We start from the raw sequence: 25,815 nt of genomic DNA on the forward strand, positions 1-25,815 counted from the left end.
TCCTGATGACTCGGACGTGCGGCGGGAGATTGCCATGTCGGTCTATGTGGATGAAGGGTTCAGGCCCTGTGTGACGGAATGCGCGACGGTCGCGTTCCGGGTGTGCTGTGACGATCGCGCGCAGATCTTCGAGGTCAGCGCCGAAGCACTCGTGACTTATTGCGGTGCGGCGAGCAAGCGAAAACAGGATCTGCTCGTCGCATTCGAAGATGCGCAACTGGAAATCCTTTCGGTAGCCGCGCAGAAGTGGACATTCAGACCGACGGAGCCGGTGCGTCTCGGCCTCGACGAATTCCGTATGGTCAGACATTAGACGGCAGGCATGCCAGAATAGCGCCATGACCTGGATCGCCGCCCTGCCCATGTATAACGTCACGCCCGCGCTCGACTTCGAGTGGCGCGAGTGGCTCGCCGACGTACTGCGCATGGTCAAGCCCGCGTGCCGCATTGTCGAACCGGACGAGGAATTGCATGGCTTCTGGCGGCGGCCCAATCTGCTGATCTCGCAGACCTGCGGCTACCCGTTCATGCACGGCCTGCACGAACAGGTGCAGTTGATCGCCACGCCGCGCTTCGACGCGCCCGGTTGCGAGGGCGCACATTATTCGAGCGTACTGGTGACGCGCGCGGATGCGCCGTTCGACACGCTCGCGGCGTGCCGCGGCGCACGTGCCGCCTACAACCAGGACGATTCGAATAGCGGCATGAACGTGTTTCGCCACGCCGTGGCGCCGCTCGCGCGCGCCGGCCTGTTTTTCAGCGCGGTGTTGCGAACCGGCTCGCATCTCGGCTCGTTGCGCGCGGTGGCGGAAAATCGCGCGGATATCGCGGCGATCGATTGCGTGACCTTCGCTTTCGTGTGCGACGAAATGCCGGAACTGGCGCGGCAGGTTCGCCGGATCGGCACGACGGCGCCATCGCCGGGGCTGCCGCTGATCGCCTCCGGCACGGTGCCCCCGGCAACGGTCGAAGCCTTGCGCGAAGCGTTGAACGAGGTGCTCGCCGCCCAGCCAGAACGTGCGAAACGCCTGCGTTTGCAGGGGTTTTCCGTGTTGCCGAGCTCGGACTACGAGCGCATCGAGGAACTCGAAAACGAAGCGCGCGCCGTCGGCTATACGCGCCTCGCCTGAACTGCGGCTTGACGGCTACTGCACGTCCAGCACCAGAAGCTGCGCGCCGTCGGCCACCTGATCGCCAACCGCATACAGCACCTCCGAGACCGTGCCCGCCGCCGGCGCACCAATGGTGTGCTCCATTTTCATCGCTTCCATCACGATGAGCGGCGTGCCCTTCTCCACCACGGTGCCCGGTTCCACCAGCACGGCGATCACCTTGCCCGGCATCGGCGCAGTCAAACGGCCTTCGCCGCCTTCGGTGTCCGCTGCGTGTGCTAGCAGGTTTTGCCATTCGAACGCCAGCGCTTCGCCGAGGCAGAACACATGGAACGTATCGCCGTCGACGAACACACGGCCCGTTGCGCGCGCGTCGCCGATCGTCGCGCGGAATTCATGCGGGCCGCTGCCGTCCGACCATTTGAAGTCCTCACGCACGCCATCGTGTTCGAGCGTTTGCGTGCCGCCGTCGCGCGCGAACGTGACCGTGAACAGGCGGGCGCTCTCGCCGCCGCTGTCTATGTCGCGCCAGCCGAGCGTCTGCGTATAGCCGCCATTCAGACGCCAGTGCGACAACGCATCCCACGGCGACGCGCCGTGCGCCGTGCCGCCCTCGCGCGTGAGCAGCGCCGCGCAGGCGAGCGCCAGCGCTTCCTTGTACGGCTTCTTGCGCGGCGCGAACAGGGCGTCGTGATGGCGCTCGATCAGGCCCGTGTCGAGATCGCCCGTTGCAAACGGCTCGCTCGCAACAATGCTCTGCAGAAACTCGACGTTGGTATGCGGGCCGACCACCTCGCACGCATGCAGCGCGCGGCTCAGGCGCGCGAGCGCCTCTTCGCGCGTGGCACCGTGCACGATCAGCTTGGCGATCATCGGATCGTAAAACGGCGTGATGGTGTCGCCTTCACGCACGCCGCTGTCGATACGCACCGGCGCTTTACGTCCCGGCTCGCCGAGACCCGACGCATCGATCGTGAATTCCACGCCTTCCGGCATGCGCAGATGTTTGAGCGTGCCTGTCGACGGCAGGAAGCCGCGCGCCGGATGCTCTGCGTAGATACGTGCTTCGATTGCGTGCCCGTCGATCTTCAACTGTTCCTGCGTGAGCGGCAGCGGTTGATCAGCGGCCACGCGCAGTTGCCATTCCACCAGGTCCTGGCCGGTCACCATTTCCGTGACCGGATGCTCGACCTGCAGGCGCGTGTTCATTTCCATGAAGTAGAACTCGCCCGTGCTGGTCATGATGAACTCGACCGTGCCCGCACCGACGTAATTCACCGCGCGCGCCGCGGCCACGGCCGCCTCGCCCATTTCGCGCTTGATTTCAGCGGACAATCCGGGCGCCGGCGCTTCTTCCAGCACTTTCTGATGACGCCGCTGCACCGAACAATCGCGGTCGAACAGATAGACCGCACCGCCGTGACGATCCGCGAACACCTGCACTTCCACGTGACGCGGCCGCGTCAGGTACTTTTCGATCAGCACGCGATCATTGCCGAAGCTGCTCGCGGCTTCCCGCTTGCACGAAGCGAGCGCCGCCGCGAAATCCTCACTGCGCTCCACCACGCGCATGCCCTTGCCGCCGCCGCCGGCACTGGCTTTGAGCAGCACCGGATAACCGATCGCATTCGCCTCGCGGTGCAGCAGTTGCGCGTCCTGATCGTCGCCGTGATAACCCGGCACGAGCGGCACGGCGGCCGCATGCATCAAAGCCTTTGCGGCGGCCTTCGAACCCATTGCCGCAATGGCTTCGACCGGCGGTCCGATAAAGACGATGCCGGCCGCCTCGCACGCTTGCGCGAAATCTTCGTTCTCCGACAGAAAGCCGTAGCCCGGATGTACCGCTTGCGCGCCGGTGGCGCGAGCGGCCTCGATAATGCGTTCGACGCGCAGATAACTTTCCGCCGCGCTCGCCCCGCCGATATGCACCGCCTCGTCGCAGGCAGCCACGTGTTTCGCGTTGGCGTCCGCATCGGAATAGACGGCCACGCTCGCGATGCCGAGCCGCTTGCAGGTTGCGGCGACGCGGCACGCAATCTCGCCCCGGTTGGCAATCAGGATCTTGTTGAACATGAAGTGTCTCGATGAAGTGTGCCGTTTTATCGGGGCTGTTGTTCTGGTCAGGGCGCGGCAAGCGCCCCGGAATGTGATGCATCAGTCGCGCCAGGCGGGCGCGCGTTTTTCGAGGAACGACGCGACGCCTTCGCGACCTTCCGCGCCGGCACGCGTGCGTGCGATGCGCGCCGCCGTGTCAGCGATCAAGGCCTCGTTCAACTCGTGGCCCGCGATATCCTGCACGAGCTGCTTGCACGCGCGCACGGCTAGCGGACCGTTTGCGCAGAGCGTCTCCGCAATCTGCCGCACAGTGGCGTCGAGTTGCTCCATGCTCACCGCTTCGCTGACGAGCCCGAGACGCAGCGCCGTCGCACAGTCGAACTGCTCGGCGGTGATGAAATAGCGGCGCGACGCCTGCTCGCCCAGCGCACGAATCACGTATGGCGCGATGGTGGCGGGAATCAGGCCGAGGCGTGCCTCCGAAAGACAGAAACGCGCGCTTTCAACGGCCACCACGATGTCGCACGCCGAGATCAAACCCATGCCGCCAGCGTACGCGTCGCCGTTCACGCGCGCGACTACCGGCTTGTTGCAGCGATAGATCGACGACAGCATGTTCGCCAGCAGCATCGCGTCGGCCCGGTTCTCGTCGTCCGAGTAACCAGCCATTTTCTTCATCCAGTTCAGATCGGCGCCTGCGCAGAAGGCCTTGCCATTCGCGGCAAGCACTACCGCGCGCACGTCGTCGCGATCGTTGAGCGCCGTGAAGGCAGAGGTCACTTCGGCGATCATCGTTTCGTTGAACGCGTTGCGCACGTCCGGGCGATTCAATGTGACCGTGGCGATCTGTCCGGCGAATTCGACAGTCAATGTTTCGTATTGCATCGTCGCAGCTCCCGCGCTTCGTCGCGCATCGTCACATTCTGAACACGCCGAAACGCGTGTCTTCGATCGGCGCATTCATCGCGGCTGACAAACCGAGACCGAGCACGTCGCGCGTTTGCGCCGGATCGATCACGCCGTCGTCCCACAGCCGCGCGCTCGCATAGTACGGATGGCCCTGATGTTCGTATTGATCGCGGATCGGCTGCTTGAACGCCTCTTCTTCTTCGGCGCTCCACGTGCCGCCCTTGCCTTCGATGCCGTCGCGCTTCACCGTGGCCAGCACCGACGCCGCCTGCTCGCCGCCCATCACCGAGATGCGCGCGTTCGGCCACATCCACAGAAAGCGCGGCGAATAGGCACGGCCGCACATGCCGTAGTTGCCCGCGCCGAACGAGCCGCCGATGATCACCGTGAACTTCGGCACCTTGGCCGTGGCCACCGCCGTTACCATCTTCGCGCCGTTGCGTGCGATGCCTTCGTTCTCGTATTTGCGGCCCACCATGAAGCCGGTGATGTTCTGCAGGAACACCAGCGGAATCTTGCGCTGGCAGCACAACTCGATAAAGTGCGCGCCCTTGAGCGCGGACTCCGAAAACAGAATGCCGTTGTTCGCGATGATGCCGACCGGATGCCCCCAGATATGCGCAAAGCCGGTGACGAGCGTGGTGCCGTAGCGCGCCTTGAATTCATCGAACGCGGAGTCGTCGACGATCCGCGCGATCACCTCGCGGATATCGAAAGGCTTGCGGGTATCCACCGGAATCACGCCGTACATGCTCTTTACGTCGTAGCGCGGCGGCTTCGGTTCCTGCAACGCGACCGGCACCTGCTTGCTGCGATTCAGATTGCCGACGATGCTGCGCGCAATCCCCAACGCATGCGCATCGTTCTGCGCGAGATGATCGACCACGCCGGACAAACGCGTATGCACGTCGCCGCCGCCGAGGTCTTCCGCGCTCACCACTTCGCCAGTCGCGGCTTTCACCAAAGGCGGGCCGCCGAGAAAAATCGTCCCCTGATTCTTGACGATGATCGACTCGTCGCTCATGGCCGGCACATACGCGCCGCCCGCGGTACACGAACCCATCACGACGGCGATCTGGGGAATACCCGCGGCGGACAGATTCGCCTGGTTGTAGAAGATGCGGCCGAAGTGATCGCGGTCCGGAAACACGTCGTCCTGATTCGGCAGATTCGCGCCGCCCGAGTCGACCAGATAGACGCACGGCAAGTGATTTTCAGCGGCGATTTCCTGCGCCCGCACGTGCTTTTTCACGGTGACCGGGTAGTAGGTGCCGCCCTTGACGGTTGCATCGTTGCAGACGATCACGCACTCGTGCCCCGCGATCCGGCCAATCCCGGTGATGACGCCCGCGCCGGGCGCATCGTTGTGATACATGCCGTAGGCCGCGAGTTGCGAGAACTCGAGAAACGGCGTGCCCGGATCGAGCAGTTGCGCGATCCGGTCGCGCGGCAGCAGTTTGCCGCGGCCCGTGTGTTTGTCGCGCGCCGCCTGACCGCCGCCCAGCGCGAGCTTTTCGATCTTCGCGCGAAGATCGGCGACCAGCGCTTCGAGCGCGGCTGCGTTGGCGCGGAAGTCGTCCGAGCGCGGATTGAGCTTTGATTCGATGATCGGCATGGCGGGCTTCTCCTTCAGACCGTCTCTGCGAACAGTTCGCGGCCGATCAGCATGCGCCGGATTTCGCTCGTGCCGGCGCCGATTTCATAGAGCTTCGCGTCGCGCCACAAACGGCCGACCGGATACTCGTTGATATAGCCATTGCCGCCGAGAATCTGGATCGCCTCGCCCGCCATCCACGTGGCTTTTTCCGCGGTGTAGAGAATCACGCCCGCGCAGTCTTTGCGCACCTGGCGCACGTGTTCCTTGCCGAGCGTATCGAGTTGCCGGCCCACCGCGTACAGATACGCGCGGCATGCCTGCAATGTGGTGTAGAGATCGGCCACCTTGCCCTGAATGAGCTGGAACTCGCCGATCGGCTGACCGAACTGCTTGCGGTCGTGGATATACGGCACGACCGCGTCCATGACCGCGACCATGATGCCCGTGGGCCCGCCCGCGAGCACGGCGCGTTCGTAGTCGAGACCGCTCATCAGCACCTTCGCGCCGCCGTTCAGCTGGCCGAGAATGTTTTCTTCCGGCACTTCCACGTCCTGGAACACCAGTTCGCCGGTATGCGAGCCGCGCATGCCGAGCTTGTCGAGCTTCTGCGCAACCGAGAAACCCTTCATGCCCTTCTCGACGATAAACGCGGTAATGCCGCGTGAACTCGCTTCGGGATCGGTTTTGGCGTAGACGACCAGCGTGTCGCAATCCGGGCCGTTGGTGATCCACATCTTCGTGCCGTTGAGCACATAGTGATCGCCGTTCTTCTCCGCGCGCAGCTTCATGCTGACCACGTCCGAACCCGCGTTCGGCTCGCTCATGGCAAGCGCGCCGATGTGTTCGCCGGACACGAGCTTGGGCAAATACTTCTGCTTTTGCGCTTCCGTGCCGTTGCGATGAATCTGGTTGACGCACAGATTCGAATGCGCGCCGTACGAGAGACCGACCGATGCCGACGCGCGCGAGATTTCTTCCATGGCGATCATGTGCGCCGTGTAGCCCATGTTCGCGCCGCCGTATTCCTCCGAGACCGTCATGCCCAGCACGCCCAGATCGCCGAACTTGCGCCACAGGTCCATCGGAAACTGATCCGTGCGATCGATTTCCGCGGCGCGCGGAGCGATTTCTTTGGCAGCGAATCCCGCGATGCTGTCGCGCAGCATTTCGATTTCTTCGCCGAGCGGGAATTGCAAACCGGGCAGGTTGCTCATTGCTGTGTCTCCAGAGTTCGTTGGCGGCCGGCCTGAATATAGGCGCCGACTGGTCCGAATGCGGCCCGGCGGACGGTGGCGGAACTGTTGACCCACCTCTGTCGTCCCACCCGAGGCGCAACGTTCAAGCCGCATTTCACGCCAGATTTACGTAAGCGTCAATAGGTATTTTTGAGTGTCACTCAGAAACTGGTCCAAGTGTGTAAAGAGCGTCCATGACGTGATAGGATTGTCATCAAGGGTTCATTCGGCACGCTTTCATACCGAATCCAACCAACAAATCTGAACTGGACTCATATGACGGTTGCCACGAAGGCCGAGTTACCCGCCTCGCGCCGCCAGCCGGCCGGGCGCAAGTCGCAGCAACGTGTGAAGGAGATCCTTCAGGCGGGGCGCGACGTGTTCTCCGAAAAGGGCTACGAGCGCGCGACGACCGCCGAGATCGCGCAGCGTCTCGGCATTTCCGAGGCGACCGTGTTCAGCTATTTCCGCGGCAAACGCGAGCTCTGCGCGCGGGTGATCGGCGACTGGTACGACGAGATTATCGAAGCGATCGAATCCGGCTTGCCGCGCGACGGCAATGTGCGGCAGCAGTTCGCGTTCATCGTTCGCACGCATTTGCGGCTGATGCTCGTGAACGGCACCGATCTATGCGCACTGGTGTTATCCGAAGGGCGGGCCCGCCACCACGAGTTGAGCGAAGCACTCACGGAGTTGCAGCGCCGCTATACCGCCCCGTTGATGCGCGTGCTTGCGCAAGGCCAGGAGAGCGGGCAGATTCGCGGCGACATGCCCTTGCGCCTGTTGCGATCGATGGTGTTCGGGCCGATGGAGCACGTGCTATGGGATGCGACGCTCGCGAACCGGCACATCGATATCGATGCGACCGCGGACCGGCTCATCGACGTGCTGTGGGCCGCGCTCACGCCGCCGGACCTGGCGGTGAGCGCCCTGCAACAGTTCAGAGTCGAAGTGGCGGAGGCGAACCGGCGATTTGAAGAGGCCGCGCGTCATGGGGCAGGTACGCCTCGCGGCGGCGAATAACAGACACAGGTCCGCTTTTCCGGTTCTTCGAGGTTGGGTCGTCGGGCGAAAAAACGGCTAATCTACAGCTTCCCTGCGAAGCCCGATGGAGAGCCCAAGTGCCGAAAGAACCCGCTGCGAAAACCGCAAAGGCCGCCGGAACGACGAACATCCGCATCGGTATCGGCGGCTGGACCTATGCGCCCTGGCGCGGCACCTTCTACCCCTCCGACCTCACGCAAAGCCGCGAACTCGAATACGCGAGCAGGAACCTCACGTCGATTGAAATCAACGGCACGTTTTACGGTTTGCAGAAACCGGCGAGCTACGAGAAGTGGTATCAGGAAACCCCGGACGATTTCGTCTTTTCACTGAAAGCGCCGCGTTATTCGACCAATAGAAAAGTCCTCGCCGACGCGGGTGAAACAATCGAACGCTTCTTCGGAAGCGGTGTGCTGCTGCTCAAACAGAAACTCGGTCCGATCAACTGGCAGTTCGCGCCCACCAAGAAATTCGATAGCGAAGACTTCGAAGCCTTTCTGAAATTGCTGCCGCCCAGTATCGAAGGCCAGAAGCTCAGACATGCGATCGAGGTTCGCAACGACACCTTCAAAACGCCGGAATTCGTCGCGCTCGCCCGCAAATACAAAGTCGCTGTCGTATTGGCCGGCGACAGCGATTACCCGCAGATCGCGGATATCACGGCGCCCTTCGTCTATGCCCGCATCATGGGCACAACGGATAAACAGGCCAACGGCTATTCGACCAAAGCGCTCGACGCATGGGCCGAACGCGCGCGGCAACTGGCGGCAGGTACGACTCCGGCCGACCTGGAGACCTCTGCGCAAGCGCCTGCCAAAGCGGCCGCGCGCGACGTCTATCTGTACGTCATCAGCGGTTTCAAGGAGCGCAATCCGGCCGCCGCGATGGCGCTGATCAAACGTCTCTGACCTGCGCCATCCCGGCCGAAGCACGCGAGTGTCATAATCCCGGCAGCGAAGACAGCCACGATCAACGCACCCACACTCACGCAGTCAGGCCGCGAGGCCGCTTCATCACCAAGGTCCGGGAGAACATTTTGAACGCCATCGACAATCCTTTGCACGATCAGGAAGTCGGCTCGGCCGACGCCACCCAGGACACCACGCGCATCGACGACGTTCGGATCGGTGCGGTACGTCCGCTGATTTCCCCTGCGCTATTGCAGGACGAGTTGCCCACGCCGCCTTCGGTGCAGACGCTGGTCGAGAAGACCCGCGCGGAAATCGCCGACATTCTGCATGGCCGCGACGACCGGCTCGTGATGATCGTCGGACCGTGTTCGATTCACGACCGCGACCAGGCGATCGAATATGCGCGCAAGCTGAAAGTCGCCGCCGACACCTACAGGGACGATCTGCTGATCGTGATGCGGGTCTACTTCGAGAAGCCGCGCACTACCGTCGGCTGGAAAGGCTATATCAACGACCCGCGTCTCGACGGCAGTTTCCGCATCAATGAAGGTCTGCGTCTTGCACGGCAACTGCTGCTCGACATCAACGGTCTCGGCCTGTCCACGGCCACCGAGTTTCTCGACCTGCTAAGCCCGCAGTACATCGCCGATCTGATCGCGTGGGGCGCCATCGGCGCGCGCACGACGGAGAGCCAGAGCCATCGTCAACTCGCTTCGGGATTGAGCTGCCCGATCGGTTTCAAGAACGGCACGGACGGCGGCGTACAGATCGCCGCGGACGCGATCGTCGCCGCGCGCGCGAGCCACGCGTTCATGGGCATGACGAAAATGGGCCTGGCCGCGATCTTCGAAACGCGCGGCAACGACGACGCGCACGTGATCCTGCGCGGCGGCAAGAAAGGGCCGAACTACGATAGCGCGTCGGTGGAGGCGACTTGCGCCGCGCTGAAATCAGCGGGACTGCGCGAGCAGGTCATGATCGACTGTTCGCATGCGAACTCGGGCAAATCGCATTTGCGTCAACTCGAAGTGGTGCAGGATATCGCGCAGCAATTGTCGCAGCACGAGCGCCGCATTATCGGCGTCATGCTGGAAAGTCATCTGGAAGAAGGCCGCCAGGATCTGAAGCCTGGTGTGCCGTTGCGTCACGGCGTATCGATCACGGATGCCTGCGTCAGTTGGGCACAGACCGAGCCGGTGCTCGAAACACTCGCCGAGGCCACCCGCAAACGCCGCGCGGGCTGAGCACGCGCCGGGCTGCCGGCACTACGTCGAGCACGCCCTGCAGGAAGTCCCGTTGGGGACAGCACGAAAAACACACGCGCCGCACCAGCCGCCGATGGATCCGTCTTACCGGGGTTGGGCAGCGCGTGATTCCTCACGCCCGATGCATCGCTCGCCGCGCGCCAACGCAGCGCGCGTGGATGTTCCGGCGCGAAGCGCGTTGCATTACGACGCGTTGACGGCTTCCTTGAACGCCTTGCCGGCAGTGAACTTCACCGTCTTGGCAGCCGCGATCTGGATCTCGGCACCCGTCGACGGATTGCGGCCCACGCGTGCTGCGCGCGCGCCGGTCGAGAAAGAACCGAAACCGACCAGTTGCACCGTATCGCCACCCACCACGGCCTTGGTCACCGCTTCGACGATCGCGTCGATGGTTTGGCCGGTGGCCGCTTTGCTTTCGCCCGTCGCTGCGGCGACTGCATCAATCAGTTCCTGTTTGTTCATAGCACTTCCCGTATGGTAATCATGGAACCGGCGCCACATCCGTTGCGCCGGGACCGACACACTAACGCATAGGCGCCGGTTCACGCAAACCTTGGGTGTAAGGCTTGTATCACCCGCCCACAGGGAATTTGACGATTTTTTCCTGCAAAGTGCCATAAGAATCGCGCGCTTAGGCGTTTCTTCCGCTCGATACGTGTTCTCGCGCTATCACAATCCGTTGCAATTTCAGTGGTTTAGCGCAGCGCAAACCATGACGGAAGGGCTTTTTTACTATGTTATGGTGGATTGGAGAGTTCCGGAAATTGTTAGGCCGCGGCGTCCGCAATCAGCAACCCGGGAGGAATAAAAAAATGAAATTTCGCCATATTGCAACATGCGCGCTGCTCGCCGCGATGTCCTGTACTGCTCTCGCAGCCGACGAAAATGCCTGCGCCACCCTGGTCGGCACGACACATTCAACGCCTTCCCAGGGCTTTCAGGTGCGTGAGGGCGAACCCGTCGACTTGGTTAGCGGCGCTCGAACCATCCACGGCAAACTGCTGGTTTTCGGCGACAGCGGTGTTTTCCGGGCTTACTGGCAGCCTGACAACAGCCCCGAAAAATATGTGCTGGCGAATGCCGGCGTGAATGCCGTGCGCCTCATCTCCGCCCCACCGCAAGGCACACCGGCACAGAACGGCCAGCCCGGCACGAGCATGGAGCCTCAGCGCGTGCTTTCATGTCCGGCGCTTTGATACGGCCACCTGTGATCCGTGTCGCCCCGACACGGCATAAATGACATACACGGCTGCACTGGCCGGTCGTACTTACCGCCTGCGCGCCCCGAATCGACTTCTGCTTAAGGCCTCCTCAAGATCCCTCCCGTGCTGCCGATATATAGCTGCGTGTGCAGCGCGAACGCTTAAAGGGAAGGGAATGGTTCTGATAGCCAAATTGAGGGATGCACTGTCGGTCGCGGAACGCGACCCCGAACTCGTGCGTTCGCAGCTCGATGCGTTTGGCCACCAGGTTCCCCTTCTCTATTTCATCCTGCTGGTCAACACGGCGGCCGTCGCGATCACGCACGTGAATTGCGCGCCGGCATGGTTGTCGATCTACTTTCCGGCCGCGCTGTGCGCCCTGTGCGTCGTCCGCTGCGTAAGATGGTGGCAACTCCGGCACCGCGTGCTGACCGACAACCAGGCCGTGCCCGAACTGCGCAAGCTGACCTGGCTTGCCGGCCTCTTCGCCATCGCATTCAGCAGCTGGTCGCTGTTGCTGTTCCCGTACGGTACCGCGTACGAACAGACGCAAGTCGCGTTTTATATGGCGACCACGGTTGTCGGCTGCGTGTTCTGCCTGATGCACCTGCGTGCGGCAGCCATGTTGCTGCTGTCGATCGTCATCCTAAGCTTTTCGACCTTCCTGGTTTTCACCGGCTATCCGGTCTTCATCGCGATGGCCGTCGACATGACACTGGTCGGCGTCGCGCTCGCCTTCATCATTCAGCTGTATTGCCGGACTTTCGCCGACGTGGTGCACGCGCAGCGCGAGTTGCAGGCAAGCCAGCAGAAAACGCAGCGCCTGAGCGACGACAACTTCAGGCTCGCGAGCATCGACAGTCTGACCGATCTGCCCAACCGGCGCAGTTTCTTCGCCTCGTTGCGCGCGCTGTCCGAACAGGCGCTCAGCAGCGGCGGCGGCTTCAATGTCGGACTGATCGATCTCGATGGATTCAAACAGGTCAACGATATCTACGGCCATGCGAGTGGCGATCTCGTTCTTCAGGAGGTCGGCTCGCGCCTGCTGTCGCTTGCGGAGCCCGGCATTTTCTTCGCGCGCCTCGGCGGCGATGAATTCGGCGTGCTCGCGCAGCACCAACTGGCGAACGAGACGCTCGTCGAATTGGGCCAACGTATTTGCGGCGCGCTCAGTCAGCCCTACCGGGTAGCGGGCAATATCGCCGAGTTGTCGGGCACGATCGGCTGGGCCGCGTTCCCCGAGGCCGGCACGACGATGGCGCAAGTGTTCGAACGCGCCGACACGGCGTTGTATGTCGGCAAGGAAAGCCGGCGCGGCACGCCGGTCATCTTCTCGACCGAACATGAAACGCGGATCCGACGTTCGAGTCTCGTGACTCAGGAGCTTCGCCATGCGGACCTCGAGTCGGAACTGTTCCTGGAGTTTCAGCCGATCTACGACGTGCTCGCACAGCGCACCATCGGCCTGGAAGCGCTCGGCCGCTGGCACAACGCGCGGCTCGGCGCGGTCAGGCCGGAAGAGTTCATTCGGATTGCAGAGCGTACAGAACTGATTCTGCGCATCACGGAAGTGCTGCTGCACAAAGCGCTCGCCGAAGTGGCGCGCTGGCCGTCAGAGCTTTATCTGTCGTTCAATCTGTCGGCGATCGATATCTGCACGTCGGCACGCGCCCGCCGTCTGATCGATATCGTCATGGCGAGCGGCGTGCCGCCGCATCGTGTGTCGTTCGAGATCACCGAGACCGCGGTGACGCGCGATTTCGAACAGGCGCGCTGTTCGCTCACCGTGATCAAGAAAGCCGGCTGCCGCGTGTCGCTCGATGATTTCGGCACCGGGTATTCAAGTCTTAGCTACGTGCATCGCCTGCCCTTCGATACGATCAAGATCGACCGCAGCTTCATGACGGACGTGGATTCCAACAGCGCGTCGAAAAAGATCGTCAAGTCGGTGCTCGACCTGTGCCGCAATCTTGGACTCGAATGCGTGGTGGAAGGACTCGAGACGGCATCGCAAGTCGAGGTCGTCAAAGCGCTCGGCGCTCGCGCGGTGCAGGGCTATCTGTTCAGCCGGCCGATGCGGGCAAGCGCCGTCGCCGAGTATTTGCATACGACGCGTGGGCACGACTACGCTGTGCAAACGCTGTCGTAGTCGATCCCGGGCGGCATGCCGTCTGCGCTCTATTGCCCACGCGATCCGCGCCGCCGCCGGCCGCGCGTCCGACACCAGTGAACAGCCGTGTCGAATCCGCCAGACAGCCTCGATAGCGACCTAACCCGCTGCGGCAGTGTATTCCAGCTTCGGGTACCAATCCGTGCCACGTCCGCCAGGCGTCATGTCGAGCACGGTCCAGATCGGCATCACGTCGGGCGCGCCGCGCGGATCCTGCCCCGGGTCCGCTGTCGACGGTCCCATCTCCTCGGCCCAGAAGTGCCGCACCGTGCCGCCTGAGCGCGTAAACACATTGAACGCGGGATGATCGTCGCCGGCAGGATCTTCCGCCGCGTAGTCGCGATTGAAGGTGTTGCCGCCCGACGAATACAGCCGCAGATTCCGCCAGCCTCGCTCTCTCCCGAACGCAACCAGTTTCTCGATCGGCGAACGGGCAATCACGGCGAACGCCACGCGCTGCAGGATGTCGGGCATTTCGCCGTCGTACGCGCTCAGCAGCGAGGTGCACATCGGACACGGCCGGGCACGCCGCGGGCCGAACATCCAGTTGTAGGTGACGAGCGTGTCGTGCGCGCCGAACATTTCAGATAGCGCTACCGGACCGGCTTCGCCCATGAACAGGTAATCCTCGGGCACGACGCCGCCGGGCGGCAACGCGCGTCTTTGCGCGGCAACGCTTTCGATATGGCGACGCAATTCGATTTCCTCGACGAGCAGATCGTTGCGCGCGCGACGATATTCGGCGCTCTCGCCGGGAAACCGGCTCGGTGAGTCCGCGAGCAGCCGCGCCGGCTTCAGCGCCTGGGTGGATGCGTGTACGTCAGTCATCAGCCCGTCTCCTCTTACGTAAAAAGGATAGAGAACGCGAGTGGCGCGCCGCGATGGCGGGCACGTTCCAGTCCTCCATATAGCCACGACGAACCGCGCGGCGGCAAATCGACAGCATCGGCAAGTTTTTTTGCGGCGACGCTCACGTTCGCCGTGACGGCAACCGGAAGCGCCCGGCAAGGTATCCTTAAGCGCACCAGCACGCGCGCCCGACGCGCCGTCCATGAGGATGCACCATGCCGCTTCGTCTGCCACCGCTGCCGGCGCTTCGCTTTTTCGAAGCGGCCGGCAGACACCAGAGTTTCAAACTTGCCGCCGCGGAACTGAATGTCACGCCGAGCGCCATCAGCCACGGCATTGTCGGACTCGAACAGGCGCTCGGCGTCGAACTGTTCGTGCGCGAGCCGCGCGGCATTTCGCTCACGGCAAGCGGCGCGGATTATTTATCGTACGTCTCCGAAGCGTTTTCGCTGATCGCCATCGGCACGCAGCGCCTGCCTAATCATCGCGCGGACCGCCCGATCGCGCTGAGTTGCGCGCCGACTTTCGCGTCTCGCTGGCTGCTGCCGCGCCTCGCCGGTTTTCGCGCGCGCTGGCCGAATGTGAATGTGAGCGTCGACACCTCGCACCGTCAGGTCGGTTTTCCAGTCGACGGTTTCGACTTCGCGATCCGCCTGAGCCGTGCGCCGGTTGCCGGCACCGCGTGGACGCGACTGTTCGGCGAGCGCTTCGTGCCCGTGTGCAGCCCCGCGTACCTGGAGACGCTGCGCGACGAGCAGGGCAACACGGACTTGCGCCGCGCGACGCTCATTCACGTCAACGCCGCCGGTGAAGACTGGCAGGCATGGCTGGATGCGACCGGTATCGACGGCATCGACACGACCGGCGGCTTGCGCGTCGACACGATCCAGCTCGCCTTCGAAGCCGCCGGCATGGGCCTCGGCGTCGCGCTCGGCAGAAGGCCGCTGGTGGACCCGGACCTCGACAGGGGCACGCTTGTGGAGGCCGATTCGGCGACGATTGCCTCCACCACCGCCTACTGGCTGGTGAGCGCCGAAAACGGCGATCGCCGGCCGGAGCTCGCCGACTTCAAGCGCTGGCTGGTGAGCGAGGCCGAGCGCCCGGAGGCACACGTCGACGCTTCTGGGCAAGCAGTGCGCGACGCCGTCAGCTGAACCGCAGGTCCGGCCCGCACAGGTGAGTCACGCTCACCTGTCGTCGAAATCTTTTCTTTTGCCGCTTCTGATGCTCGCTGCGACCATGTGTCAAAGGAGATCAGAATCATGTCAACCGCTAACAGCAAACGCTTCGCCCCCGCGTTCAACCAGACGACGCTGGTAATCCTCGCCGGCGCGCTCATTCTCAGTGCCGCGATGGGCATCCGGCAAACTTTCGGCCTGTTCATCGGTCCGTTTTCATTCGACCGCGGTCTGCCGGTCACGCTGATCGCGTTCGCGATCGCGCTGCACAATCTGGTGTGGGGCTTAGCCCAGCCGTTCGCGGGCGCCGCGGCGGACCGCTACGGTTCGGCGCCCGTGGTCGCGTTCGGTGCGACGACCTTTGCGGCCGGGCTCGGGCTCGCCGCGGTGGCGCCCAGCGGCGCCATGCTGATCGTCGGCATGGGATTGCTGGTGGGCATCGGCGTGAGTTGCACGACCTTCGGCGTGGTGCTGCCGGCGGTGGGCCGCATCGCCTCGCCGGAAAACCGCAGCATGGCGATGGGTCTGGTCAGCGCCGGCGGCTCCGCGGGTCAGGTGCTGATGGTCCCGCTCGTGCAAGGCGTCCGGCTCAGTTCGGGCATCGCCACGTCGCTCTTCGTACTGGCGTTCCTGATGCTGCTGATCGCCCCGCTCGGCATGGTGCTCGACCGGCGCGCGCGGGTCGGCACACCGCTTCAGGAAGCGCCCGTCGCACCGCTTCGCAAAGTGCTCGGCCAGGCGGCCCGGCATCGCGGCTACCTGCTGCTGACACTCGGATTCTTCACTTGCGGTTTCCAGCTTGCGTTCATTGCCACGCATCTGCCCGAATATCTGTCGCTTTGCCATATGCCGGTCGGACTCGGCGCCACTGCCCTCGCGCTGATCGGCCTGTTCAATATGGCGGGCAGTTGGGCCTGCGGCTGGCTCGGCGGCCGTTACCGGCAGCATCATGTGCTCGGCTGGCTTTATCTGATCCGCAGCTTGACGATCGGCGCCTTCTTCCTGCTGCCGAAAACCCCTGCTTCGGTCGTGATCTTCGCGGCGGTGATGGGTCTGACCTGGCTCGGCACCGTGCCGCTCACGAGCGGACTGGTCGCCAAAGTGTTCGGCACGCGCCACCTCGGCAGCCTGTTCGGGCTGTGCTTTCTGAGCCATCAGATCGGCTCCTTTCTCGGCGCGTGGCTGGGCGGGCTGGTGTTCGATCTCACCGGCTCGTATTCGCTGCTGTGGGAAGCGACTGTCGTGGCAGGCCTCGTTGCCGCGATGTTGCACTTCCCGATCGACGACACCACGGTGAGCACGCCCGCGCTTCGGGCCGAGCCGGCGGCGGCGTAAACCTGCGTGCGGTGGCGGCGGGCGCTGCCACCGCACACTCGCTTCAATGCGGAATGCGGAATGCGGTGAGAATAGAAGCGCCCGGCAGTTGCCCCCGCCGCTATTTTCGCGGCGTATCTGCAGCAGCGGCTTTCGGCACACGCCCCATCAGATAGAACTCGTCGTTCGGACGCATGGAAATGACGTTGGCCATACGGTTCGACAAACCAAAAAACGCCGTGATCGCCGCGATATCCCAGATGTCTTCGTCGGAAAAGCCGTGCTCGCGCAGCGTTTGAAAATCCGCGTCGCCGACGGTGCCCGATTCGCTGCAAACTTTCACCGCGAAATCGAGCATCGCCTTCTGGCGCGGCGTGATATCCGCCTTGCGATGATTCACGGCAACCTGGTCGGCGAGCAGCGGCGCCTTTTCGTAGATGCGCAGAATCGCGCCGTGCGCGACCACGCAATACAGGCACTGGTTGATCGCACTGGTGGCGACCACGATCATCTCGCGCTCGCCTTTGCTGAGGCCGCCCTCTTTCAGCATCAGCGCGTCGTGATAGGCGAAGAACGCGCGGAACTCGTCCGGACGGTGCGCCAGCGTCAAAAATACATTCGGCACGAAACCGGCTTTCTCCTGCACTTCGAGAATGCGGGCGCGGATGTCGTCCGGCCATTGGCCCGGTTCAGGCACGGGGTAGCGGCTAATCGGCTGAAGCTTTGCCATCTTTGTCATGCGATGTCTCCGTCATATTTGAATGTGCACGACGACGATTCTAGCAACGGACCGCGCGGCAGCGCCTCACGCCGCTCGTCCTCAGCCCGTCAACCTGCATGAATTGCCCTGACAGTTAGCCTCTTTCAGAGCGCCCTTTCGCCACCTGTGCTTAAATTCGCCTTTCACACCGTTCTTGTACTATTGCGCCCGTCTGCCGGCACGGCATCTCGCCCGCGGTCGTACGGGAACGGAACATGCGCTGCCTGCTCGCAACGCGCCGCCTGGGCGCGGACATTTCAAATCCCTTCATCGCATTCTGAGGAGCGCGGTTGTGTGGCATTTTCCGGTTGCTATTCCACCCTCGCTGGGCGTGTGGGCCGTGTTCATGAGCGTGCTCGTCACGCAGCTCGGCGTACCGATTCCGGCCGCGCCGATGCTGATCCTCGGTGGAACCATGGCCGCCATGGGGCAAACCTCCTATGCGAGCGTCGTGTGCGCCGCGGTCGGCGCCACGCTGATTGCCGACTCGCTCTGGTTCTTCACCGGACGTGCGTACGGCCGCCGCCTGCTGAACTCGCTGGTGCGCTTCTCCCTCTCGCTCGACACCACCGTCCGCGTCGCGCGCAATACCTACGAACGGTACGGCGCGCCGATTCTCACCGTCGCGAAGTTCCTGCCCGGACTCGGGCTGATCTCCGCGCCGCTGCTCGGCACGACAGCCATCAGCGTGGGCGTGTTTCTGCTGTGGGATTTTATCGGTGCCGTGCTGTGGGCCGGCGTGTGGGTGATCGGCGGCGGCGCCCTGCACGACCAGATCGTGCAACTGATGCTTCTCGTACGCCACAACGGCGGCACGATTTTCGACGCGTTCGCGGCGATCTTCGTGGCGGTTTTGCTGTACCGCTGGGTGCGCCGCTGGCAGTTTCGCCGGTGGCTCGCGCATACGCGTATTTCGCCGGAGCAACTCGACGAGCTGATGAAGTCGAACGAACCGCCGCTGATTTTCGACGCGCGGCCGCGCAGCGTGCGTGAAAAGGAATCGCACCGGATTGCCGGCGCGCGGCCGCTCGATCTCGATTCGCCCGAACCGATCGATCCGAAGCTGCTGGAGCGGCCGATTGTCGTCTACTGCGTGTGTCCGAACGAGGCGACGGCCAAGCGGATCGTCAACCAGTTACATCGCAAGAATATTCACCATATCCGCGCGCTCAAGGGTGGTCTCGACGCGTGGGAGAAGCGCGGTTATCCGGTCGAGCCGTTGCCGCCGGACTTCCACACGGCGAAGGCGCACATGCTGGAGGACGAGGGCGAAGAAGGCGAATACACGGTGCGGGCGCGGCTGGCGAAGTAAGGCCTCTATCTTCCAGCAGCACGGCACGCGCCGTCGAAAAAACCGCTTGCACTTCATACCCAATGTGTGCAACATGCATATATGCACGTTGCACACATTAAGGTGTCTCCATGACGCAGCGCACAGAAAATCTGCTGGGCGTGCTCGCCCTGCTGGTCACTGACGAAATGAACGCGCAGCCCACCGTGGATGCGCTCGCCGGCCCCACCGCCCGCGCCATGCTCAACGCGGTCGGCCAATACCCCGATTCATCGATTGAAGTGCTGCGCGAGGCAGTCGATCTGTCGCATCCGGCCGCCGTGCGCGCCGTGGCAGGGCTGGTCGAAGCGGGCCTCGTGGAGAAAAAATCGGGCGCGGACAAACGTGCGGTGGCCCTTGCGTTGACCGCGGCCGGCAAACGCGAGGCTAAACGTCTGCAAACGGCGCGCGACAGGATGCTGCAACGCATTGTCGGCCGGCTCGACGACAACGAGCGCGAGGTGCTGGAAAGCCTGCTGATCAAGATCTTGTGGAACGAGACCCGCGACCCGGCACACGCCATGCAACTGTGCCGCCTCTGCGACGACGGGCCGTGCCTGAAGGCCGGCTGTCCGGTCGAATGCCGCGAACAGGGGCTGCCCATGCCCGCGCGGAGCAGTTCGTGAAAGCCGCCGCGCCGGTGCGCTGGCGGGCAATCGCGGCGCTGACCGTGGTGTCGGCGCTGGCGCAGATCGGCCAGTTCGGCATCGGCTTCATGGTGCTGCCGGTATGGCTCGCTCATCGCGGTCTGGATGCGCCACGCGCGGGCCTCTTCTCCGCCGCCCAATGGACCGGCATGCTGGCCGGCTTGCTGATCGCGCCGTGGCTGATGGCGTGCATCGGCGCGAAACGCACGGTGTCGCTGGGCCTGCTCGCCACGCTCGCGGCGTTCGCTACCATGAGCGCGCTTTCGTGGCCACTGTGGCTCGTGCCCGGTCTGCTGACGGGCTTGGGTATCGGCCTGCGCTGGATTGCCAACGAAACCTGGCTCTACAGTCTGGTTCCCGCTGAATCGAGCGGGCGCGTGGTGGGCGTGCACGAAGCGCTGATCGCCACGGCGGGCGTGATCGGCCCGGCGCTGGCCGTGTGGTGCGACGTCGACGGACGCATCATGTTCGCGGCCGGCGCGGCCTTCACGTTCGCCGCGGCGCTGCCGCTGTGGCTGACCGCATCGGATGGAAAGCGGCCTGCTTTGGCAGAACAACCGCCCGTGCGAAGAAAAGCCGCCGGACGGCGCTTGCCGATCGGTCCGCTGGTGAGCCTCGGCATGGTGGTCGTCGCGGCCGGCGGTCTCGGCGACGGCGCACTGTACGGCCTCTTTCCGCTATTCGCCGACGCACACGGCCTCAGCGCCACGCAAACCGCCACGCTGCTGACGCTGTTCGGCGTGGGCGGCATGGCGCTGCAATTTCCGGTCGGCTGGCTGGCCGACCGCTCGGGGCTCGCCACCGCGGTGATCGTCTGCGCCGCGCTCAGCACGCTGGCCATCTGCGGTTTCGCGCTGGCCGCGCCCGCCTCATGGCTCGCGGCCGCGAGCGCGCTATTGCTCGGCGGCATGAACAGTTCGTTCATCACGCTCGGCATGTACGCGGCGGCTTGCAGCGACAAGGCCGCGCTCACGCGCAACATGCGCCTCGTGTCGCTTACCTTCACGGCGAGTTCGATCGTGGGACCGCTTGTCGCGGGCTTCGCAATGAAAGCGCGCGGCAGCGACATGCTGATGTGGCAACTGGCGCTCATGAGCGGCGCGCTGGTGGTCTATACGCTCGGATTGCGCGAAGGCCGGCGTCAGCCCGAACGTTCGTCGTCGTTGGGCTGAGCCGGTCCATTTAAATGCAAATGGCCGTCGAGCGCTTAAGTGCCGCGTTGCGCAACCTTGCGCTGACGCCACAGGCACAACAGATCGCACGCGATATGCGCGGCGGCAATCGCCGTGATCTCGCTCTGGTCGTATGCGGGAGCGACTTCCACGACGTCCGCGCCCACCAGATTCAAGGCGCCGAGCCCGCGCACGATCGCCAGTCCCTGCGCCGACGACAAACCACCCGCCACCGGTGTGCCCGTGCCCGGAGCGCACGCCGGATCGAGACAGTCGATATCGAAAGTCAAATAGGCGGGACGTTCCCCCACAATCGACGCAATCTGCTCCACCGTTGCCCGCGTGCCATGCTCGTGCACCCAGGCGGCGTCGAGAATATTGATGCCCATGAAATCGTCATTCCATGTGCGAATGCCGATCTGCACCGAGGTCTTCGGATCGATCAGGCCGTCTTTCACTGCCTTGTAGAACATCGAACCGTGATTCAGGCTGTCTGGACTATCGTCGGCCCAGGTATCGCAATGGGCGTCGAAATGAATCAGCGAGAGCGGTCTGCCGTACTTCTCCGCATGCGCGATCAACAGCGGATAAGTAATGTAGTGATCGCCGCCGAGTGTCAGCATCTTTGCGCCCGAGCGCAAAATCGTGCGCGCATGCTCGACGATGGACGCCTTGATCGTGAGCGGATTGTGCGCGTCGAACCAGCAGTCGCCATAGTCGGTCACGGCGAGGTCGTCGAACGGATTGAAACCCCACGGATACGGATGCAGTTCCGACAGCTGCACGCTGGCCGCGCGTACCGCCGCGGGTCCGAGACGCGCTCCCGAGCGGAACGTGGTGGCCAGATCGAGCGGCACGCCGGAGACCACGACGTCGACGCCGTCGAGTTCACGCGTGTACTTGCGGCGCATGAACGACAGCACGCCCGCATAGGTGTTTTCGATCGACGAGCCATAGAGCGACGCACGGCGGATCGCGCCGTCGCCGTAGACGAGTTCAGTCATGAGTGACCTGATACCTATAGACAGTCCGGCGGCGCGCGTGAAGCTTCAAGAGGCACGCGCAACGCCGGCATCGGATTCATTGGGAACGCGGCGGTGCGCCTCACGCACACCGCCGCGCCGGCTTCGCGAATCCTTTAGCGCAGCCGCACGAGCGTGGACTTCAGCTCGGTGTATTTTTCCAACGCGTGCAGCGACTTGTCGCGGCCATTGCCCGATTGCTTGTAGCCGCCGAACGGGAAATTCATGTCGCCGCCTTCGTCGTAGCAATTGACCCATACCGTGCCGGCGCGGAGCTTGCGCGACACTTCGTGCGCGGTGGTCAGATTCGAGGTCCAGACTGCGGCGGCGAGACCATACTCGCTGTCGTTAGCGATCCTGATCGCCTCTTCCACCGTGTCGAACGTGATCACCGACAACACCGGTCCGAAGATTTCCTCGCGCGCGACCTTCGCACCTGAAGCCGGAATCTCGAAGATGGTCGGCTCGATATAGAAGCCGCCCGTTTCCTCTTTCACGCGTGCGCCGCCCAGCAGCAGCTTTGCCTCGGCGCGGCCGGCTTCGATATAGCCGAGCACGCGTTCGAGCTGAACCTTGTCGACGATCGCGCCCATCGACGTGTTCGGGTCGAGCGGATTGCCCGGCGTATAGCTGCGTGCCGCGGCGATCAGCTTGTCGAGGAACACGTCTTTGATGTCGCGGTGCACGAGCAGACGCGAACCCGCCGTGCACATTTCACCCATGTTGTAAAAGATTGCCCCGGCCGCCGCGTTCGCCGCGCGGTCCATATCGGGGCAATCCGGCATCACGATGTTCGGCGACTTGCCGCCGAGTTCGAGCCACACGCGTTTCAGGTTCGATTGCCCGGCGTACTGCATGATCAGCTTGCCGACGTTGGTCGAACCCGTGAAGGCGAGGCAGTCCACGTCCTGATGCAGCGCCAGCAGCTTGCCCGGCTCGCCCCCGCCCGGCACGACGTTGAACACGCCGGCGGGAATGCCTGCATCGAGAGCGAGTTGCGCGAGGCGGATCGCGGTGAGCGGCGATTTCTCCGAAGGTTTCAGCACCACGCTATTGCCCGCAGCCAGAGCCGGGCCGAATTTCCACGACGCCATCAGGATCGGGAAATTCCACGGCACGACCGCGGCCACCACGCCGATCGGCTCGCGCGTGACGAGTCCGACCAGATGATGATCGGCCGGCGCGACTTCGCCGCCGATCTTGTCGATCGCTTCGGCAAACCACTCGACGCAATACGCCGCGCCCGGCACGTCCACGCTGGTGGTGTCGGCGATCGGCTTGCCCGCGTCGAGCGTTTCGAGCAGTGCGAGCTCGTCCATATGCTCGCGGATCGACGCTGCCCAGCGCAACAGAATGGCTTTGCGCTGGCGCGGGTTGAGGCCCGACCACACGCCGGAGTCGAATGCTCGGCGTGCGGCCGACACCGCCGCGTCGACCTCGGCCGCGCCGCTGTCGGCAACTTTGGCGAGCAGCTTGCCGTCGATCGGGCTCAGGCAGTCGAACGTGCGGCCGCCTTCGGCGTCACGGTATTCGCCGTCGATAAACGCGCGGCCTTCAATAGAAAGCGTAGCGGCTTTGTCTTGCCAGAAAGCGAGAGATTTCTTGTCCATCAGGATGCCTCAATGTGTTGTGCGCTCGACGCAAACCTGCATCGACTTCATGCGGTACTGAACTGCGGCACTGAGTTGAGTTGAGTTGAGTTGAGTCGAGGCGCGTTGGCGCGGAGTCCTCAGAAGGTGGGCGGCGAATTGGCCGACACGATCTCGCAGAGATGCTCCGCGCTGGGATTGCGAAAACGGTGCGGAAGACGGCTTTCGAAGTAGTAGCTGTCACCGGGGTCGAGCAGCCACGTGGTACCGTCCACCGTCAGTTCGATCTGACCGCTCACCACCACCCCGCCCTCGTGCCCTTCGTGCTCCAGCATTTCCGGCCCCGTGTCCGACAACGGTTGATAGACTTCGCGCAAAATCCCCATGTTGCGGTCTTTCACGCTCGAACCCGCCAGATAGAACTCGATCGATTCATTGCCGAGGTTCGGCATATCGGCGCGGCGCGACACGACCGAACGCTCCACCTCCACTTCGAAGGTGAAGAATTCGGCGAGACTCATGGGTATGCATTCGAGCAGTTTCTTCAGCGAGCCAACCGAGGGGCTCACGCGATTCTGCTCGATCAACGAGATCGTGCCGTTCGTCACTCCCGCCCGTTTCGCCAGTTCACGCTGGGACAAGCCGTGCTTCTTGCGGATGTATTGCAGACGGGTCGCTACTTCTATGGACATCGCTAGGTTCTCTGACATGGAAAACGATCGGGCCGCTAAAGGACCACATGACTCAGGCAACGAGGTGCCCGCGAGTGTTGAATATTCTAATCACTTTAATCGTTGCGCCGCTGGGGAAAACCCTGAAAGGTTTCCGAAATATGAACAGCGCAACGAACGTTCCCACCGGGCGGGATTCTAGCCGCACCCTCGGGAAAGCCCTGATAAATCTTTTATCAAAAAGGATTTGACGGCTTTATTGGCTCGTATATGCTGATTCACAGGCGGTCGTCATACCGACGTCGGGAAGCACCAAAGCGTGTTTTGCGGCGCAGCGAATTCAGTTCGCATCGGTTCAAGGCGATCATCCCAGCGTCCTGTTTCTTTAAACGCCCCGTGCGGATTTCGAGCAGGCCGTTCAATACTTTCAACGTCGCTAGTCGAGTGTAATCGTGAGAGTCCGAGGCCCTTTGGTGAGATGGAATCGTAGTCAGGCGAGTTGTCCTCGCGCTGACGGCGCCATCGCCGACGGCAGCAACGGCAGCCTTGCGTTCCGCCGCTTTCTGTCCGTCTTCACGATCCTGTCCCGCCGTTCAGTTCGACGTCACAACTCTATCTCCGCGCGCGCCTTCATTGCCGTGCGCACGGACGAAGTCGCCTCGCTGCTGCCGTAGCGCCTCTCTCCTTTTCGCCGTTCGATTCATCCGTTTGCGTGAGCGCGCTCTTTCGAGCCGTGCGTTCCTGCATGTGCGGTGCCGTCTGCCGCCCGCGCGTTTCATGCCCATCGGATCAGTTGCGCACCGCAGCGGATCGAATCGAACAGCCCATCCGATAACCACGCGCGGCGCGTTTCTGTCGACGACGACCGCCTGCACCACCCGGTGGCTTTGCGCTTCGCGCATGGCTGCGGAATCGTGCCGCGCTGTGTTTAACGTTGTTCATGCCGCGTCCCGCGGGGAACACACACGTCTATTCGTTATGCGAAACAAACCTCTCGTCGGCATCAGCGCCGACAGAACGATGATGGGAGTTCACCCGTCGCACGTGGTTGGCGAGAAGTACATCGCCGCTATCGTGGACGGCTCACAGGCGCTCGCCATGTTGCTGCCGGCGCTCGGCGAGCGTCAGTCCGCGGCGGACGTGCTGGCGACAGTCGACGGCCTGCTGTTTACCGGCAGCTATTCGAACGTCGAGCCGCATCGCTACGGCGGCCAGCCCAGCACGCCGGGCACGCTGCACGACGCCGCACGCGACGCGACCACGCTGCCGCTCATGCGCGCGGCGATCGCAGCCGGTGTGCCGGTGCTGGCCGTATGCCGGGGCTTCCAGGAAATGAACGTGGTTTTTGGCGGGACGCTGCATCAAAGCGTTCACGCGGTGGACGGTCTGAACGACCATCGCGAGAACAAGGAAGACGACCTCGACGTGCAATACGCACCGTCGCATTCGATCACGCTGACGCAGGGCGGCTTGTTGCAGCGCCTCGCGGGCGGCACGAATGAAGCGCGTGTGAATTCATTGCACGGTCAGGGCGTCGAGCGGCTGGGCGTGGGCCTCACGGCCGAAGCCACCGCGCCGGACGGCCTGATTGAAGCGGTAAGCGTGAAAGATGCGCGTGCCTTCGCGCTGGGTGTGCAGTGGCACCCGGAGTGGAAGCATGCCAGCGACGCGCTTTCCACCGCGATCTTTCGTGCGTTCGGCGACGCCTGCCGCGATCGAATGCGCACCAAGGCCGGCTATGGCGCGGCATCCGCCGCCGCCACGCATGCCTGAGCCGGTCGCG

The 25,815-nt window shown here is 63.4% G+C and carries 25 protein-coding genes; 14 read left to right on the forward strand and 11 right to left on the reverse strand.

The features are described 5' to 3' along the window. Positions 1–34 precede the first annotated feature (34 nt). Together PDMSB3_RS30390 and PDMSB3_RS30395 are read left to right on the forward strand one after the other, a co-directional pair. On the forward strand, positions 35–313 hold the full coding sequence (locus PDMSB3_RS30390; RefSeq protein ID WP_011492294.1) for a DUF1488 family protein: 279 nt from the start codon (positions 35–37) through the stop codon (positions 311–313). A 25-nt stretch (positions 314–338) separates the two neighbouring features. Then, positions 339–1,130: a phosphate/phosphite/phosphonate ABC transporter substrate-binding protein gene (locus PDMSB3_RS30395; RefSeq protein ID WP_007177755.1), complete on the forward strand. Its 792-nt coding sequence runs from the start codon at positions 339–341 to the stop codon at positions 1,128–1,130. Positions 1,131–1,145: 15 nt separating this feature from the next. Here PDMSB3_RS30395 and PDMSB3_RS30400 read toward each other — a convergent pair whose 3' ends face one another. The 4 genes from PDMSB3_RS30400 to PDMSB3_RS30415 form a co-directional block, all read right to left on the reverse strand. Further along, positions 1,146–3,185 carry an acetyl/propionyl/methylcrotonyl-CoA carboxylase subunit alpha gene (locus PDMSB3_RS30400; protein ID WP_007177756.1) on the reverse strand — a complete coding sequence of 680 codons (2,040 nt, stop codon included), beginning with the start codon at positions 3,183–3,185 and terminating at the stop codon, positions 1,146–1,148. Between the two features lie 81 nt (positions 3,186–3,266). Next, positions 3,267–4,052, reverse strand: coding sequence for an enoyl-CoA hydratase/isomerase family protein (locus PDMSB3_RS30405; protein ID WP_007177757.1), 786 nt, complete (start codon positions 4,050–4,052; stop codon positions 3,267–3,269). Between the two features lie 31 nt (positions 4,053–4,083). After that, the gene (locus PDMSB3_RS30410) at positions 4,084–5,691 is read right to left on the reverse strand and encodes a carboxyl transferase domain-containing protein (RefSeq protein ID WP_007177758.1); all 1,608 of its coding nucleotides are present in this window, start codon (positions 5,689–5,691) and stop codon (positions 4,084–4,086) included. Positions 5,692–5,705: 14 nt separating this feature from the next. After that, a complete protein-coding gene (locus PDMSB3_RS30415; RefSeq protein ID WP_007177759.1) occupies positions 5,706–6,887 on the reverse strand; it encodes an isovaleryl-CoA dehydrogenase in 1,182 nt (393 codons plus the stop codon). Positions 6,888–7,184: 297 nt separating this feature from the next. On the opposite strand from PDMSB3_RS30415, the gene PDMSB3_RS30420 reads away from it, so the two are divergent. The 3 genes from PDMSB3_RS30420 (at position 7,185) to PDMSB3_RS30430 (ending at position 10,107) form a co-directional block, all read left to right on the forward strand. Continuing rightward, complete coding sequence (locus tag PDMSB3_RS30420) at positions 7,185–7,931, forward strand: TetR/AcrR family transcriptional regulator (RefSeq protein WP_007177760.1); 747 nt, start codon at positions 7,185–7,187, stop codon at positions 7,929–7,931. 98 nt (positions 7,932–8,029) lie between these two features. Continuing rightward, positions 8,030–8,860 (forward strand): DUF72 domain-containing protein, encoded by an 831-nt coding sequence (locus tag PDMSB3_RS30425; protein ID WP_007177761.1) that lies wholly within the window; start codon positions 8,030–8,032, stop codon positions 8,858–8,860. 128 nt (positions 8,861–8,988) lie between these two features. Then, positions 8,989–10,107, forward strand: coding sequence for a 3-deoxy-7-phosphoheptulonate synthase (locus PDMSB3_RS30430; RefSeq protein ID WP_007177762.1), 1,119 nt, complete (start codon positions 8,989–8,991; stop codon positions 10,105–10,107). 204 nt (positions 10,108–10,311) lie between these two features. Here PDMSB3_RS30430 and PDMSB3_RS30435 read toward each other — a convergent pair whose 3' ends face one another. Next, positions 10,312–10,590 (reverse strand): HU family DNA-binding protein, encoded by a 279-nt coding sequence (locus PDMSB3_RS30435; protein WP_006049832.1) that lies wholly within the window; start codon positions 10,588–10,590, stop codon positions 10,312–10,314. 350 nt (positions 10,591–10,940) lie between these two features. Between PDMSB3_RS30435 and PDMSB3_RS30440 the strand changes: the two genes are divergently transcribed. Continuing rightward, positions 10,941–11,324: a hypothetical protein gene (locus PDMSB3_RS30440; RefSeq protein WP_197740291.1), complete on the forward strand. Its 384-nt coding sequence runs from the start codon at positions 10,941–10,943 to the stop codon at positions 11,322–11,324. A gap of 181 nt (positions 11,325–11,505) precedes the next feature. Further along, the gene (locus PDMSB3_RS30445; protein ID WP_007177764.1) at positions 11,506–13,479 is read left to right on the forward strand and encodes a putative bifunctional diguanylate cyclase/phosphodiesterase; all 1,974 of its coding nucleotides are present in this window, start codon (positions 11,506–11,508) and stop codon (positions 13,477–13,479) included. Between the two features lie 120 nt (positions 13,480–13,599). On the opposite strand, the gene PDMSB3_RS30450 is transcribed toward PDMSB3_RS30445, so the two are convergent. Beyond that, a complete protein-coding gene (locus tag PDMSB3_RS30450; protein WP_165188672.1) occupies positions 13,600–14,328 on the reverse strand; it encodes a DUF899 family protein in 729 nt (242 codons plus the stop codon). A 236-nt stretch (positions 14,329–14,564) separates the two neighbouring features. Between PDMSB3_RS30450 and PDMSB3_RS30455 the strand changes: the two genes are divergently transcribed. After that, the gene (locus tag PDMSB3_RS30455; protein WP_007177766.1) at positions 14,565–15,503 is read left to right on the forward strand and encodes a LysR substrate-binding domain-containing protein; all 939 of its coding nucleotides are present in this window, start codon (positions 14,565–14,567) and stop codon (positions 15,501–15,503) included. Between the two features lie 108 nt (positions 15,504–15,611). Beyond that, entirely contained in the window at positions 15,612–16,862 is a 1,251-nt protein-coding gene (locus tag PDMSB3_RS30460) for an MFS transporter (protein WP_007177767.1), read from the forward strand. A gap of 100 nt (positions 16,863–16,962) precedes the next feature. Here PDMSB3_RS30460 and PDMSB3_RS30465 read toward each other — a convergent pair whose 3' ends face one another. After that, positions 16,963–17,571 (reverse strand): peroxidase-related enzyme, encoded by a 609-nt coding sequence (locus PDMSB3_RS30465; protein ID WP_035517302.1) that lies wholly within the window; start codon positions 17,569–17,571, stop codon positions 16,963–16,965. 322 nt (positions 17,572–17,893) lie between these two features. Here PDMSB3_RS30465 and PDMSB3_RS30470 point away from each other — a divergent pair, with 322 nt between their 5' ends. The 3 genes from PDMSB3_RS30470 (at position 17,894) to PDMSB3_RS30480 (ending at position 20,750) form a co-directional block, all read left to right on the forward strand. Further along, positions 17,894–18,913, forward strand: coding sequence for a VTT domain-containing protein (locus PDMSB3_RS30470; RefSeq protein WP_007177769.1), 1,020 nt, complete (start codon positions 17,894–17,896; stop codon positions 18,911–18,913). 110 nt (positions 18,914–19,023) lie between these two features. Further along, a complete protein-coding gene (locus PDMSB3_RS30475) occupies positions 19,024–19,557 on the forward strand; it encodes a MarR family winged helix-turn-helix transcriptional regulator (RefSeq protein WP_007177770.1) in 534 nt (177 codons plus the stop codon). Then, positions 19,554–20,750 carry an MFS transporter gene (locus PDMSB3_RS30480; RefSeq protein ID WP_007177771.1) on the forward strand — a complete coding sequence of 399 codons (1,197 nt, stop codon included), beginning with the start codon at positions 19,554–19,556 and terminating at the stop codon, positions 20,748–20,750. Before PDMSB3_RS30475 ends, PDMSB3_RS30480 begins: the two co-directional genes overlap by 4 nt. Before the next feature lie 35 nt (positions 20,751–20,785). On the opposite strand, the gene speB is transcribed toward PDMSB3_RS30480, so the two are convergent. The 4 genes from speB to PDMSB3_RS30500 all read right to left on the reverse strand — a co-directional run bounded on the left by speB (position 20,786) and on the right by PDMSB3_RS30500 (position 24,463). After that, a complete protein-coding gene (gene speB / locus PDMSB3_RS30485; RefSeq protein ID WP_165188674.1) occupies positions 20,786–21,754 on the reverse strand; it encodes an agmatinase in 969 nt (322 codons plus the stop codon). Between the two features lie 134 nt (positions 21,755–21,888). Continuing rightward, the gene (locus PDMSB3_RS30490; RefSeq protein WP_007177773.1) at positions 21,889–23,382 is read right to left on the reverse strand and encodes an aldehyde dehydrogenase; all 1,494 of its coding nucleotides are present in this window, start codon (positions 23,380–23,382) and stop codon (positions 21,889–21,891) included. 119 nt (positions 23,383–23,501) lie between these two features. Then, positions 23,502–24,053, reverse strand: a complete 552-nt coding sequence (locus PDMSB3_RS30495; RefSeq protein ID WP_007177774.1) for a cupin domain-containing protein — start codon at positions 24,051–24,053, stop codon at positions 23,502–23,504. Positions 24,054–24,310: 257 nt separating this feature from the next. Then, positions 24,311–24,463, reverse strand: coding sequence for a hypothetical protein (locus tag PDMSB3_RS30500; protein WP_157187714.1), 153 nt, complete (start codon positions 24,461–24,463; stop codon positions 24,311–24,313). A gap of 21 nt (positions 24,464–24,484) precedes the next feature. Here PDMSB3_RS30500 and PDMSB3_RS38480 point away from each other — a divergent pair, with 21 nt between their 5' ends. Continuing rightward, a complete protein-coding gene (locus PDMSB3_RS38480; protein WP_171983793.1) occupies positions 24,485–24,706 on the forward strand; it encodes a hypothetical protein in 222 nt (73 codons plus the stop codon). Between the two features lie 304 nt (positions 24,707–25,010). Next, positions 25,011–25,805, forward strand: a complete 795-nt coding sequence (locus tag PDMSB3_RS30510; RefSeq protein ID WP_007177775.1) for a gamma-glutamyl-gamma-aminobutyrate hydrolase family protein — start codon at positions 25,011–25,013, stop codon at positions 25,803–25,805. The last annotated feature ends 10 nt before the right edge of the window (positions 25,806–25,815 follow it).

The sequence above is a fragment of the Paraburkholderia dioscoreae genome (assembly GCF_902459535.1).
Classification (GTDB): Bacteria; Pseudomonadota; Gammaproteobacteria; order Burkholderiales; family Burkholderiaceae; genus Paraburkholderia; species Paraburkholderia dioscoreae.